General features: G+C 42.4%; 14 protein-coding genes. 5 read left to right on the forward strand and 9 right to left on the reverse strand.

Annotation, left to right across the window (positions count from 1 at the left end):
- Nucleotides 1-22: 22 nt before the first annotated feature.
- The 9 genes from IEW67_RS05560 to IEW67_RS05595 form a co-directional block, all read right to left on the reverse strand.
- Nucleotides 23-967 (reverse strand): fumarylacetoacetate hydrolase family protein, encoded by a 945-nt coding sequence (locus IEW67_RS05560; protein ID WP_188632076.1) that lies wholly within the window; start codon nucleotides 965-967, stop codon nucleotides 23-25.
- A gap of 223 nt (nucleotides 968-1,190) precedes the next feature.
- Nucleotides 1,191-1,397, reverse strand: a complete 207-nt coding sequence (locus IEW67_RS18565) for a YuzK family famiily protein (RefSeq protein WP_505735173.1) — start codon at nucleotides 1,395-1,397, stop codon at nucleotides 1,191-1,193.
- A gap of 197 nt (nucleotides 1,398-1,594) precedes the next feature.
- On the reverse strand, nucleotides 1,595-1,909 hold the full coding sequence (locus IEW67_RS05565; protein ID WP_188632077.1) for a thioredoxin family protein: 315 nt from the start codon (nucleotides 1,907-1,909) through the stop codon (nucleotides 1,595-1,597).
- A 10-nt stretch (nucleotides 1,910-1,919) separates the two neighbouring features.
- Nucleotides 1,920-2,273, reverse strand: a complete 354-nt coding sequence (locus IEW67_RS05570) for a toprim domain-containing protein (protein WP_188632078.1) — start codon at nucleotides 2,271-2,273, stop codon at nucleotides 1,920-1,922.
- A gap of 261 nt (nucleotides 2,274-2,534) precedes the next feature.
- Nucleotides 2,535-2,918 (reverse strand): glycine cleavage system protein GcvH, encoded by a 384-nt coding sequence (gcvH, locus tag IEW67_RS05575; RefSeq protein ID WP_188632079.1) that lies wholly within the window; start codon nucleotides 2,916-2,918, stop codon nucleotides 2,535-2,537.
- Nucleotides 2,919-3,001: 83 nt separating this feature from the next.
- Nucleotides 3,002-3,358, reverse strand: a complete 357-nt coding sequence (locus IEW67_RS05580; RefSeq protein WP_188632080.1) for an arsenate reductase family protein — start codon at nucleotides 3,356-3,358, stop codon at nucleotides 3,002-3,004.
- Nucleotides 3,359-3,606: 248 nt separating this feature from the next.
- Nucleotides 3,607-5,391, reverse strand: coding sequence for an acyl-CoA dehydrogenase FadE (locus IEW67_RS05585; protein WP_188632081.1), 1,785 nt, complete (start codon nucleotides 5,389-5,391; stop codon nucleotides 3,607-3,609).
- 117 nt (nucleotides 5,392-5,508) lie between these two features.
- Entirely contained in the window at nucleotides 5,509-6,684 is a 1,176-nt protein-coding gene (locus IEW67_RS05590; protein WP_188632082.1) for an acetyl-CoA C-acetyltransferase, read from the reverse strand.
- 20 nt (nucleotides 6,685-6,704) lie between these two features.
- Nucleotides 6,705-9,104, reverse strand: a complete 2,400-nt coding sequence (locus IEW67_RS05595) for a 3-hydroxyacyl-CoA dehydrogenase/enoyl-CoA hydratase family protein (protein ID WP_188632083.1) — start codon at nucleotides 9,102-9,104, stop codon at nucleotides 6,705-6,707.
- A 354-nt stretch (nucleotides 9,105-9,458) separates the two neighbouring features.
- Between IEW67_RS05595 and IEW67_RS05600 the strand changes: the two genes are divergently transcribed.
- The 5 genes from IEW67_RS05600 (at nucleotide 9,459) to IEW67_RS05620 (ending at nucleotide 13,425) form a co-directional block, all read left to right on the forward strand.
- On the forward strand, nucleotides 9,459-10,313 hold the full coding sequence (locus IEW67_RS05600) for a YitT family protein (RefSeq protein ID WP_188632084.1): 855 nt from the start codon (nucleotides 9,459-9,461) through the stop codon (nucleotides 10,311-10,313).
- Between the two features lie 140 nt (nucleotides 10,314-10,453).
- The gene (locus IEW67_RS05605) at nucleotides 10,454-11,395 is read left to right on the forward strand and encodes a metal ABC transporter solute-binding protein, Zn/Mn family (protein ID WP_188632085.1); all 942 of its coding nucleotides are present in this window, start codon (nucleotides 10,454-10,456) and stop codon (nucleotides 11,393-11,395) included.
- Between the two features lie 5 nt (nucleotides 11,396-11,400).
- Entirely contained in the window at nucleotides 11,401-12,156 is a 756-nt protein-coding gene (locus tag IEW67_RS05610) for a metal ABC transporter ATP-binding protein (protein ID WP_188632086.1), read from the forward strand.
- 17 nt (nucleotides 12,157-12,173) lie between these two features.
- Complete coding sequence (locus tag IEW67_RS05615) at nucleotides 12,174-13,025, forward strand: metal ABC transporter permease (RefSeq protein ID WP_188632087.1); 852 nt, start codon at nucleotides 12,174-12,176, stop codon at nucleotides 13,023-13,025.
- Nucleotides 13,012-13,425 (forward strand): Fur family transcriptional regulator, encoded by a 414-nt coding sequence (locus IEW67_RS05620; RefSeq protein ID WP_188632088.1) that lies wholly within the window; start codon nucleotides 13,012-13,014, stop codon nucleotides 13,423-13,425. Before IEW67_RS05615 ends, IEW67_RS05620 begins: the two co-directional genes overlap by 14 nt.
- Nucleotides 13,426-13,575: the final 150 nt, after the last annotated feature.

Genomic DNA, 13,575 nt, shown 5'->3' on the forward strand with positions numbered 1-13,575 from the left:
TTGCTTGCTGGCATGACTGTCTTTATTGTATTTTTGCTTTTTCTTTCACTTTATTCTCTATCCTTCCAATGTTGTCGATCTCTATCGTTACAATATCGCCGTCGTTTACAAATTGCGGTGGTGTCATCCCCATACCAACTCCATCCGGCGTACCCGTCATAATCAAATCACCGGGGTTCAATGTAACCAAAGACGAAATAAATTCAATCAAAAATGGAATATCAAAGATAAGCTTTTGTGTCGTTGCGGATTGGCGTTCCTCACCATTCACATAGGAACGCACTGCTAAGTTCCCGACATCACCCACCTCATCGGGAGTCACAACCCACGGGCCGACAGGTGTTGAGCGGTCCAATGTTTTTCCCTGCAGCCACTGTGGTGTCCTTTTTTGCAGGTCACGTGCAGACATGTCGTTGCCGATGGTATAGCCGGCAATATAATCAAATGCTTTGTCACGTCTGACATGTGAAGCTTCCTTTCCGATGACTGCGATCAGTTCTGCCTCGTAGTCAAGTTTGTTAACAAATTTTGGCTTTTCGATCACATCTTCAGGTCCGATCAATGCATTTGCAAATTTGGCAAACAATACCGGATAGTCCGGTACATTGCTGTCCATTTCGGCTGCATGCGCTGCATAATTTTTGCCGACACATATAATTTTCCCCGGAGATGAGAGAGGGGTGAAGAGATACACTTGATCGCGGCTGAAGCTAATATCATCTACACGATTATATTTGGCATATATCAGTACATCTTGAGCCTGTTCAATCATCCGAGAGCCTGCTGTGAAAAATTGCATCGGATCTGCCGGGAAAAATCTGTCTGCGGTATTTGCAGCATCATTGTCGTTATTAGCATGCTTAAATTTTTTCCAGGCTTTCTGAAGATCAATAATCTTTTCTCCATGTAAGAAGCCCATCCGTGATGGTCCGGGATTACCTTTTATACGGTAGCTTAATAATCTCAAACAATGTACCTCCCTTAATACTAACGATTATATATATATTCGACTCTTTTCACCATATTCCTTGTTTGGAACATTAATTTTCATACTAATTTTCTTTTTTTGAGAAAATCGGAACTTGAATACAGAAACATCGGCGGCCAATCGCTCGCTTAAAATAAAGTCACAACCAATAACATATTAAAATCCGGCACCCCTCTGCAGCAGGAGTACCGGATTATGTCTATTACGATTGAATGTGACTGTCGATTTCAGCTACCATATGTTTACATCTCTCATATTCATTCTGTCGCCTTTTTTCAACGGCTATGCGCTTATCAAGATTCCTTTCATACTCAACATAGCCCATTTGGTGCGATTGTTGCATTGCTCTTTCCATTTCCGGCGTGTAATGCAATCTTATTCCACTATTAATAGTGAACCATCCTTTCATTTGATTACGGTATTAACGATACCATATCCTCAATGCCACGACAATCAGCATATAAAGGCTTATAGACGGCAGAATTCAGAAATATTATGACTGAATTGACTATGCTGAGTTTCATTTAATCATAAAGCAAATTACTGCTAATTGCTTTAAATTCCCTAAAAACTACCTCAGCTTCATTGCGCTGCCAGTCGGCACAATTAATTCGCAGCAAAAAGCTCCGGCTTGTATGTCATCAGATAGCTGTATACATTGGCAATCGACTTAAAAGCATATACTTTATCCTTCACTTCTCCATCTTGTTTAATCAACAGAGAAGGGACACTTTCGACCTTATAATTTTGCATAAAATCAGGATTGAGTGACGCATTCATTTCATAGAAAATGTTTTGCTGATGAACAGCTTCTATTTTTTCAAGCATGGATCTCGCAAGCGCACACGTGCCGCAAAATGGTGTATAAATATATAGTAAATAACGTTCCTGTTGCAATACATCATCCGTAATCTGCTGCAAAAAAATCACCCTAAATCAGAAAAATCGGATTAACCTCAATTCGCTTTCCTGCTAGTTCAGCGGCCAATATATTTTCGGGAGTTGTCGCCACTTCACGATAATCACTGCTGATATAAATATGCTCAGCATGCGGAAGCTCGCGTGACAGCTGATGGCGCAGTCTGATACCCGGATTGTCCTCATCAACCATAATAAAAACATCCCGGTTGTCAAGGTCATAATTTTCAAGAAGTTCATCAAACTTTTCCACGCCAAGTGTTCCATTAGTACAAACAATGTCGGCATCCTCAGCAATCACTTTTTTGATTTGCTTTTTGTCGGTCAATCCTTCCACAATGATAACTTTTTCGGTGTACTCTGTCATCTATATTGCACTCCTTAAAGAAACACCATGATAGGGATATAAATTTAGAAAACTTGGCTTATCGCCAAGCTTTAATGGCGAAAGCCTTAGTTGCACTTATGCAGTAAGAAATAATTTTTCTTAACTGCCTTAGAAAAACTCGGCATTCGCCTCGTCTTATAGCGAATGCCGAAGCTTTTTTTATAATTTATACTTTCTGACGTTATAAAAAAGCCGACTTCTCATCAGCGAGTTTGTCAGCTTTTTCATCATCATTTGTTATTATTCTTGACTGACGGCTTTCTCATACTGCTCAGCAGATAATAGCTGATCGACGTCCGATTCATTGGAAGGTTCTAAAACGACCATCCAGGCTTTGTCATATGGTGATTCATTGACATATTCAGGGCTGTCCTCAAGGTCTTCATTAATTTCGACAACTTTTCCGCTGATTGGGGCATATAATTCTGAAACCGTCTTAACGGACTCAACACTGCCAAATGGCTCATCTGCTTCAATTTCATCACCGACTTCAGGCAGTTCAACAAAAACAATGTCACCAAGCTCATCCTGTGCAAAGTCAGTAATCCCAATCCGAACTTTTCCATCCTCTTTCTTAATCCATTCATGCTCTTCAGTATAAAACAAATCCTTTGGTAAGTTCATCGATATCCCTCCATTAAATCATTGCAACTGTCACTTCAACTATACTAGGCAGCCATGTATTTTTCTAGTATTTCATTCTATTTTTAAAGCCAGTTTTCAGTGAATGTGTCTTCTTTAAACCCGACCGTCACCTTCTGGCCATCTGTGACAATCGGCCGCTTAATCAACATACCGTCTGATGACAGCCATTCAGCCATTTCTTCGATGCTTGCATCCGTGATTTTTTCTTTCATATTTTGCTCGCGATATTTTTTTCCGCTTGTGTTGAAGAACTTTTTCGGTGGGATATCACTGTTTGACATAAGATTCAACATTTGTTCTTTCGTTGGAGGTTCTTCTACAATATGTATGCTTGTATAATCAATGTTATGCCCGTCAAGCCACTTTTTCGCTTTTTGGCATGTGCCGCATTTCGGATACCAGTAAAATGTTAATGCCATATGCTTCTCTCCTCTATAAATAGGCTTCATTCATTATAGCAAATTTAATACGGAGAGGCGAGCTGTTGTACGCATTTCAGCCGCAAAGTTGTGAACTTCGGAGTTTTCTTTTATTAGAAAAATTTGGCATTCGCCTTATAAGTGCTGGCGTTTTTTATAAGGTCATCCATCATTTATACTTTCTGACGTTATAAACGAAAAACTGCCCTGCAGCCTTTTCGGCCGGGGCAGTTTTCCACAGCTGTCAATTAAACAACATATTTTTCTTCTTCAATGACCTTCGCAGCAATTTTGCGTTTCTTGGCAATCACGTTGCTTGGCATGTGGCGGGTTAGCTTACGCAATGATGACAGCATCATTCTAAGGTTATCGCCTTCCTCCACGGCAATGAGTGATTCTTTTGCGTCCGCCTCAATTCGGTTGAAGGCTTCCTGCACATATACTTGTGTGTAAAGAAGTTTCTGTTTGTGTTGATCTTCACCGTCTTTGCTGATTGCCTTCTCAGTACGCAGGATGGCTGCTTCCATGTTGTAAATGTCGTTAACCATGTCAGCCAAATTAATCAGAATTTCCTGTTCATGCTCCAACTTCTGCTGATATTTTTGAGCAGCTAAGCCAGCGCCAAGCAGCACCATCTTCTTAGCATTTTTAAGCAGATATTTTTCCTGCTCCAACGTCGCATCATTGGGTTCCTCAGGCATCATCATCATGAGTTCTTCCTGCAATTTCTGTGCTTCCTGAAGGAGCGGCAATTCACCTTTCATTGCTTTTTTCATTAGCGTCCCGGGTACGATCAGACGGTTAATTTCATTGGTTCCTTCAAAGATCCGGTTGATCCGTGAGTCCCGGTACATTCTTGCCACTTCATATTCTTCCATGAAACCGTATCCGCCATGAAGTTGAACGGCTTCATCGACAACATAATCCAAGCATTCGGTAGCGGAGAATTTATTCAATGAACACTCAATTTGGTATTCAGCAATTGCCTTTGCTACCTCTTTCCCATCTGTTAACTGCTCATCTGTCAATGACCCCATTCGTTGTTCGAACAAACCGACTGTGCGATAGACAGCACTTTCATTTGCGTACGTCTTTGCCGCCATGTCAGCCAACTTTTCCTGGGTCAGTGAAAAACTGGAGATTGCGGTATTAAATTGTTTCCGTTCATTAACATATTTTGTTGCGACTTCAATTCCTCGTTTAGAACCACCAACGCCGCCCATAGCGAGTTTATAACGGCCAACGTTCAGGATGTTAAAAGCAATTTTGTGGCCTTTGCCTTTTTCACCAAGCATATTCTCAACCGGCACTTCAGCATCTTCCAGAATCAATGTACGTGTCGAGGAACTCTTGATACCCATTTTCTTTTCTTCAGGCCCCGTTGAGACACCGGGGAATTCGCGCTCAACAATAAATGCTGTGAATTTATCACCATCAACCTGCGCATAAACAATAAATACGTCCGCAAAGGCTGAGTTAGTTATCCATTGTTTTTCTCCATTTAAAATATAATGGGTTCCAGCTTCATTCAGTGTTGCTGTTGTTTTTCCGCTCATAGCATCCGATCCCGCGCTTGGCTCAGTCAGAGCATAGGCTGCGATTTTCTCACCGGTCGCCAATTTCGGTAAATACTTTTCCTTTTGTTGAACATCGCCAAAAAAAACGATTGGCAGAGTTCCAATGCCGACGTGTCCGCCATGCGTTATCGAAAAACCGCCGGCGCGGGCAAATTTTTCGGTGATGATGGCTGAGCTGATTTTATCCAGATTAAGTCCGCCATACGCTTCCGGAATATCTGCACTTAACAATCCGAGTTCACCGGCTTTTTTCAATAAATCAACAGAGTACTCAAATTCATGGTTCTCTAAGTTGTCAATTTTCGGAATAACTTCCCCATCAATGAAATCATCTGTCGTTTTGCCGATCATCTTGTGTTCCTCGGTAAAATCTTCAGGTGTCACTATATCTTCGGGTTGCAGGTCTTCCGTCAAAAACCCGCCACCTTTAAATAATTTTTCGGTTGTTTCACTCATATTAATCGTTCCTTTCAATGTTGGATTTTAGTGGATTCCCTCCGCTGAATGGCGAACGTTTAATCACTTTGTATCGCTTTGATACGAACTTCAGCGGCTTTCCAGAACACATCAAACCTACAGCAGCTCAAAAACTCCGGCTGCTCCCATACCGCCGCCGATACACATCGTGACAACACCATATTGTACTTGGCGGCGTTTCATTTCATGAATAAGACTGAGTGTCAATTTTGTACCTGTCATGCCGAGCGGGTGACCAAGCGCGATGGCACCGCCATTAACATTGACAATTTCCGGATCCAGATCAAGTGCATGAATGACACGAACTGACTGTGAGGCAAATGCCTCGTTCAGTTCAATCAAACCGATGTCAGATAAATCCAGTCCTGCAATCTTCAAGGCTTTCGGTACTGCTTCAACGGGGCCGACCCCCATGATATCCGGTTCAACGCCTGCCACAGCAAATGAATGAAATTTGGCAAGCGGTTTCATCCTTTCTGAATCAGCCTTTTCGCGATCCATTACAAGAACAGTGCCTGCCCCATCGCTCATTTGTGAAGAATTTCCCGCCGTCACGGATCCGGTGGCGGAAAATGCCGGCTTCAAATTGCCGAGAATTTCTTTTGTTGTTCCTGCACGTACACCTTCATCCATTTCAAACATCGTTGTTTTCTCTTCAACTTTGTTCTTTTCCCCAATTACACGTTCTGTTACGTCGACTGGAACAATTTCATCGCTGAATTTACCTTTTTCAAGTGCTTTTGCTGCGCGCTCATGACTGCGGACAGCAAAGTTATCCTGTTCATCTCTTGAAATGTCGAAGCGTTTTGCCACTTCTTCAGCTGTATGCCCCATTTGCATATAATATCCAGGTGCATCCTGGACAAGCTTCGTATTCGGCTTGATGACATGACCACCCATTGGGATCAGACTCATGGACTCAGCTCCGCCGGCAATAATCGTATCACTTGCACCAATCATGATACGCTCTGCTGCATATGCGATACTTTGCAGTCCGGATGAGCAAAAGCGGTTAATCGTGATGCCCGGCACATCATTCCTGAGACCGGCCAAGCCCGCGATGTTGCGCGCCATGTTCATACCTTGCTCCGCTTCAGGCATTGCACAGCCGATAATTACATCATCAATGTTTCCATCATAATTCCCTGCTCGTTTCAATGTCGCTTTGATCGTTAGTGCTGCCAGGTCATCCGGCCTTGTATTGGCCAATGTTCCTTTATTAGCTTTTCCTACAGGGGTTCTTGCTCCTGCAACAATTACTGCTTCCTTCACGTTTTATCCCCCTCTTCAAATTAGTTTCGCAATGGTTTTCCTTTTAAAAGCATATGTTGCATACGCTGCTGTGTCAGCGGTTCGCTTATCAGACTGAGAAATGCTTCGCGCTCCAGATCCAGCATCGTTTGTTCATCAATCAGCGTTCCTTCCTTAATTCGTCCCCCTGATAAGACATATGCTAACTTTTCGGCAATTTTCAAATCATGATCAGAGGCATAGCCACTGAACCGAAGTGATTTCGCTCCCATCAGCATAGCGGCATAACCTCCATCACCGACGACCGGAATCTTTTCGTGTTTCGGTGGCTGATAGCCTGCTTTAGTAAGTGCCAATACGTTTTGCTTTGCATCATGCAACAGGTGATCGGCATTCACACTGATGGCATCTCTGCTATTCAAAAATCCATTTTCCCGTGCTTCCTCTGCTGATGTCGATACTTTGGCCATGGCTACTTTTTCAAATACATCGTTGGCAACTTTGGTCAGATCAAAATCTACGCCCTTAGGCAAATGGCGGAGCTCTTTCAAGTAAAGTTCTTTCGTACCGCCCCCGCCCGGGATAAGACCAACACCGAATTCAACCAGTCCCATATAGGTTTCAGCAGAGGCCTGGATAGATGCAGACGGCAAGCAAAGTTCAGCACCACCGCCAACTGTCATGTTAAATGGCGCAACAACCACGGGCTTTTTCGAGTATTTGATAGTCATGGCTGTATTCTGGAATTGACGGACAACCATATCCAGTTCTAAGAAATCGCCATCCTGTGCTGACATCAGCATCATGCCAAGGTGAGCACCGACACTGAAGTTTTTGCCTTGGTTACCGATTACCAGCCCTTTGTAATTTTTATTCACTTCCTCAATTGAATCATTAATCATCTTGATAATATCCAAACCGATGGCATTACCCTGTGAATGGAACTCCAATCCCGCAACACCATCTCCTAAATCGATTAAACTGGCACCGGCATTCTTTTTAATAACGTCCTTTTCGTCTTTCAATCGCTTCAAATTAACTTCCTTCGGATTAAAATGCTGCCGTTTGTATTCACCCTTATCATAGTAATACACATTGCCATTTTCGGTATGATAGAAAGATTCATTTCCGGAATCCAGCATGTTCAATACCCATTCGGGAACTTCCGAACCTTCTCTTTGCATACGTTCGACTGATTTCGGCAGATCAAGAGCGTCCCACGTTTCAAATGGACCAATATCCCAGCCAAAGCCCCATTTCATCGCCTGGTCGATGGCGATAATGTCATCAGCAATTTCACCGGCAAGCTCAGCAGAATAAATGAGCACCGGTTTTAAAACAGACCAGACAAAATCACCGGCCTTATCACCTTCAGCAGATACAAGCGCTTTCAGTTTTCGGCTTGGAACTTTTTCCTGTTTTGCCATTTCTGTAGCATTTGTTTTTATTTTTTTGCGGTCTTCATATTCAAATGTTTGAGGATTCAATTCATAGATCGTGCTTCCGTCTTTCCCTTTTTTCTTCAGGAAAAAGCCCTGTCCGCTTTTGGCACCGAGCCAGCCTTTTTCATACATTTTTTGCATAAAACTCGGTACTTTGAATACGTCTTTTTCGTTACCTTCTACCTGATCATGCACATTGTTGGCAACGTGAATGAACGTGTCCAGCCCAACGACATCCAATGTGCGGAAAGTAGCGCTCTTCGGACGGCCGATCATCGGTCCGGTGATAGAATCCACTTCACCGATACTGTAACCGCCTTTCAGCATTTCCTGTACAGTGACAAGCAGCCCATATGTTCCAATCCGGTTGGCAATAAAGTTCGGTGTGTCTTTGGCTTCAACCACGCCTTTCCCAAGCACATCCTCGCCAAATGTTTTCATGAACGCCAGCACTTGCGGATCTGTAGCTTCAGTCGGAATTACTTCCAATAATTTCAGATAGCGTGGCGGATTAAAAAAGTGTGTTCCAAGGAAATGTTTGCAAAAATCCTCAGAACGCCCTTCAGCCATGGCCTCCACTGAAATACCGGACGTATTGGAACTCACAATGGTTCCTTCCCTGCGATACTTATCAATGTTTGCAAAAACGTTTTGTTTTACCTCCAGATTTTCAACAACTACTTCTACAATCCAATCAACGTCCGCTAATTTGTCAATATCATCTTCTATATTACCGACATCGATTAAGTCGAGACTTTTCTTTGATGTAATGGGTGATGGTTTTTGTTTTAATAAAGCTTTTTTACTGTCGGAAGCCATACGGTTCCGTACAGCACGGTCTTCAAGCGTTAAACCTTTCTTTTCCTCACGTTTGGTCAGTTCACGTGGTACGATATCCAACATCACTGTCGGGATACCGACATTTGCCAAGTGTGCAGCAATGCCGGCACCCATGACACCGGAACCCAATACTGCAGCACGCTTGATACTTCGCTCCATATTTTCTCCCCCTATCATCGTTTGAATGAATGCTCATTCATTTTTCTTGAAAAATAAAAGATAGTCGCCTATCTATCTATTTGTTAGTATAAGTTATATTCTGATAGTTCGCAATAAAAACATGGCATATTTTTTCGATAACGTGACACGTCATTTAGCGTAATCGAATATTTAAGTTCATTCAAGACCTATTCGGTTGCGAACTGTCGGCTATTCTTTGTGAAGATCAGTATAAAAACCTTTTATGAACTGACAAACTGCGTTAGAATAATAAAGGTTTTGATAAACGAAAAATTGAATTCAGATGTACAATAAGACCAACAGTCTCGCTACTAAAGAAAGGATTTGCATCATATGAACAAAAAACTTATGACAGAATATGCTCAAATTATTATCGGTGCTTCACTAGTTGCACTTTCCTATAACCTTTTCCTCCTCCCCTCCAGATTGGCAGCGGGCGGGATTTCAGGAGTCAGTACCATTCTCTATGAATTGTATGCATTAAGTCCTGCCCTCACCCAATTATTAATCAACCTCCCCATTTTCATTATCGGCTGGATCGCCCTGGGAAAAGATTTCAGCTGGAAAACGCTGCTGGGTACTTTTTGGGTACCATTTATGATATTCCTGACAGCAGATATCCCTTACACAGTTTCAAATCCTGTGCTCGCTGCAATTTATGGTGGTATTATTCTTGGGGTCGGTCTTGGAACAGTTTACAAAGGACGTGGATCAACGGGTGGCACTGCGGCTATTGCACAGGTTGTTAAAAAATTTACCGGCTTTTCAAGTGGGTATTCTCAACTGATTGTTGATGGTCTGGTTGTCATTTCTTCTATTATTGTATTCAATCTGGAACTAACATTATTCGCACTCATGTGCATCTATATTACAAGTAAAACCATTGATATCGTTCAGTTGCGTACATCAGCAACTAAACTGATCATGATCATTACAGAAAATGAAGTGAAAATCCATGATATGATCAGCGACCAGATTGACCGCGGACTGACAAAGGTCCAAACTATCGGCGGCTATTCCAACCAGGACAGAACCATGATTCTCTGTGTTGCTGAACAACAAGAGGCCGTAAAATTGAAAAGAATGATGCAAGATGAGGAACCAACATCATTTGTTGTCTTTATTGATGCATCAGAAGTGTTGGGACGGGGGTTCACACTTGATAAATATTACGGGCAAAAATTTTAGTAAACCCCAGCAAAAATCGGCAAGTTGCCGATTTCTTTTTTTGGCAATATTGTCACATTTATAAATCGTAATCATTCCTATTTACAAATCGTAATCATTACGATAATATTGATGTATTCTTTAGGAAAGGACTTTGCAGGATGAAACAATATCAAGCCATTATAATCGTATTATTAATAGGGATTTTCGTAGCCGGCTGCACACCGTCTGTATCCGATACAAACAACAAGGCCGGTTTAAAAATCTATACATCCCTTTATCCCATTCAATATGCAGTTGAGCGTATCGGCGGTGGCTCTGTTGAAACCGAATCCGTCTATCCCCCCGGTGTTGATGCCCACACGTATGAACCATCATCCAGGGAGATGACATCCATTGCTGAAGGCGACGCGTTCATCTATCTTGGCGCCGGAATGGAGGGATTTGCAGAAACCGCTTCTGAAGCTCTTGATTCACAGGATGTTGCATTAATCGAATTGGGTGCGAACGAGGCATTATTTAATCATGGAACGAGCGACCAAGACGCGCACGATCACGGGGGACATCACCATGACCATAACCCGCACATTTGGCTTGACCCAAAACGGATGATTGATATGGCCGGCATTATTAAAGACCAAATGATTGATTTAAATCCACCAAAATCAGAGCAATACACTGAAAACTTTAATGAATTGAAAGATGATTTGCTGACGCTCGACGAACAATTCCGGAAAACGCTCCAGCCGAAGGAAAACAAAAAAATTCTCGTTTCGCATGCTGCTTACGGGTATTGGGAAGAGCGTTATGGAATTGAACAAATTGCCATTAGAGGGTTATCATCAAGCCAAGAACCGTCACAAAAGGATTTGACAAAAATCATCGATCAGGCCCGGCGTTATAATATGGACTATATTCTCTTTGAACAGAATACTTCTGATCGCGTTTCTGAAATCATACAGGATCAAATCAATGCCAAGAGCCTATTCATTCATAATCTTGCTGTTTTGACAGAAGCTGATATCGAAAACGGCGATGATTATTTATCGTTAATGAAACACAATCTTGAAGTGCTCAGTCAGGCAACAGACAAGGAGGAATAAAAGCAATGAAAGAGCCGGTTGTATCAATGGCAAACATCAACTATGCGTACGAACATAAGAATGTCCTGAGCAATATCAATTTTGAAATTCCTGAGGGTGCGTTCATGGGTGTGCTCGGACCAAACGGCGGGGGTAAAACAACTCTGATAAATCTTATTCTCGGTCTGATAAAACCCTACAATGGAACCATTCGCCTATTCGGCCAGCCCATCGAAAAATTCAAGGACTGGAGCAAAATCGGATTTGTTTCCCAAAAAGCCAATTCATTCAATAAAGGGTTTCCCGCCACAGTCTATGAAGTTGTATCAATGGGATTAACTGCCAAAATCGGCTATTTTAAATTTTTTACAGCAGCACATAAAAATAAAGTGCTGCAGACAATCGACCAAGTCGGCATGAGCGATTACGCATATGAGAACATTGGAAATCTTTCAGGCGGACAGCAGCAGCGCGTTTTTATCGCACGGTCACTTGTCAGTGATCCGGAACTCTTGATTCTTGATGAGCCAACCGTTGGTGTAGACGAACAAAACGTCCAAAAATTTTACGAGCTACTCCACCGATTAAACAATGAACATAATATCACACTGCTACTTGTGACGCACGACACCGGAACGATGACAGAGCATGCAACAGATATTGTTTGCCTGAATAAGACACTGCATTTTCACGGCGACCCCAGTGAATACAAAACATTGACAAATAGAGATTTATCACAGTTTTACGGTCACCCCGTTAACATTGTGACACACGATCATTAACGTTGGAGGACTCAATTATGCTTGCAGACTTTTTAGAATACGACTTTTTACAGCATACATTTCTAACCGGACTTTTAATCGGAATCGTCGCACCGTTACTTGGTACATTCATTGTGGTCCGGCGCCTTTCCCTAATCGCAGATGCTCTGTCACATGTGACACTTGCAGGTATTGCCTTTGGCCTTTTTATCGATAAGAAACTTGCCTTGGGGATAGCACCATTATACAGCGGGATGGGCTTTTCAGTACTCGGATCCATTTTCATTGAAAAGCTGCGTAGTGTCTATAAAGCGTATCAGGAACTGGCCATTCCGATCATTTTATCCGGCGGTGTTGGCTTAAGTGTTATTTTCATTGCACTGGCAGATGGATTCAACACGGATCTGTTCAACTATTTATTTGGTTCCGTCTCCGCCGTCAGTAAAACGGATTTTTATTCCATTTTAGGAATATCCGTTATAATTGTCCTTGTAATCCGTCTGTTTTACCGTGAACTAGTCACCTTATCATTCGATGAGGAGCATGCCGTTGCATCAGGAATTCACGCAAAATGGATTCATCTATTGTTTATTATTCTTACTGCACTGGTTATTGCTGCATCCATCCGCGTTGTTGGTGTCCTCTTAGTGTCGGCATTAATGACCCTGCCGGTAGCAGCAAGCATGCGACTGGCCCGCGGGTTTAAACAAATGATTGTGCTGTCAATTGTATTTGGTGAAATAGCTGTCATGATAGGGTTAATATCCGGCTACTACTTCAGCATCCCTCCCGGTGGCACCATAGTTGTTGTATCCATCATCATCATGCTTGCGGCAATCGGGATCAAACGATTTTCACTTACAAGGAGGACTACTCATGGAACTAAATGAAGCTATTCAAAAATTGAAGCGGGAAGGCTATAAAATGACCGCCAAGCGAAAAGATATGCTGAGATTTTTTGCTGAGGCTGACGGCTACCGCTCGGCGAAGAATTTGCTTAACTATTTGGAACCTGCCTATAGCGGGATCAGTTTTGATACTGTTTACCGCAACCTGCACTTATTTGATGAGATTGGTGTACTGGAGACGACCCAGCTAAATGGTGAAAAACACTTCCGCATCACCTGTACTCAGCATCATCATCATCATTTTATCTGCAAAGATTGCGGAAAAACGAAGGAGATAGATGTTTGTCCGATGAATGAGGTGCGGCAGAAGTTGGGAAATTATGCAATCGAAGACCACAAATTCGAAATTTACGGCTTATGCCCGGTTTGTCAGGAGGCATAAAAATTGCCGAATCAATAACGTAGTACACGAGGCATCTCAACAACTCACAACTTACAATTTGCTTTGCCCTAACACGTCATTCGCGCACTCTAAACTTGAGCGGAAAAACTTCTAACTCGTGCGGTAACCCCGCATTCTACTTATTCTTTA

Origin of the sequence: Lentibacillus kapialis (genome assembly GCF_014646635.1) — a bacterium.
Lineage (GTDB): Bacteria > Bacillota > Bacilli > Bacillales > Amphibacillaceae > Lentibacillus > Lentibacillus kapialis.

Coding starts and splice junctions, on each gene's coding strand:
- IEW67_RS05615 (WP_188632087.1), top strand. CDS start 12,174: ATGCTTGCAGACTTTTTAGAATACGACTTTTTACAGCATACATTTCTA.
- IEW67_RS05570 (WP_188632078.1), bottom strand. CDS start 2,273: ATGACAGAGTACACCGAAAAAGTTATCATTGTGGAAGGATTGACCGAC.
- gcvH (WP_188632079.1), bottom strand. CDS start 2,918: ATGAACTTACCAAAGGATTTGTTTTATACTGAAGAGCATGAATGGATT.
- IEW67_RS05620 (WP_188632088.1), top strand. CDS start 13,012: ATGGAACTAAATGAAGCTATTCAAAAATTGAAGCGGGAAGGCTATAAA.
- IEW67_RS05600 (WP_188632084.1), top strand. CDS start 9,459: ATGAACAAAAAACTTATGACAGAATATGCTCAAATTATTATCGGTGCT.
- IEW67_RS05610 (WP_188632086.1), top strand. CDS start 11,401: ATGAAAGAGCCGGTTGTATCAATGGCAAACATCAACTATGCGTACGAA.
- IEW67_RS05585 (WP_188632081.1), bottom strand. CDS start 5,391: ATGAGTGAAACAACCGAAAAATTATTTAAAGGTGGCGGGTTTTTGACG.
- IEW67_RS05605 (WP_188632085.1), top strand. CDS start 10,454: ATGAAACAATATCAAGCCATTATAATCGTATTATTAATAGGGATTTTC.
- IEW67_RS05580 (WP_188632080.1), bottom strand. CDS start 3,358: ATGGCATTAACATTTTACTGGTATCCGAAATGCGGCACATGCCAAAAA.
- IEW67_RS05595 (WP_188632083.1), bottom strand. CDS start 9,104: ATGGAGCGAAGTATCAAGCGTGCTGCAGTATTGGGTTCCGGTGTCATG.
- IEW67_RS18565 (WP_505735173.1), bottom strand. CDS start 1,397: ATGAAAGGATGGTTCACTATTAATAGTGGAATAAGATTGCATTACACG.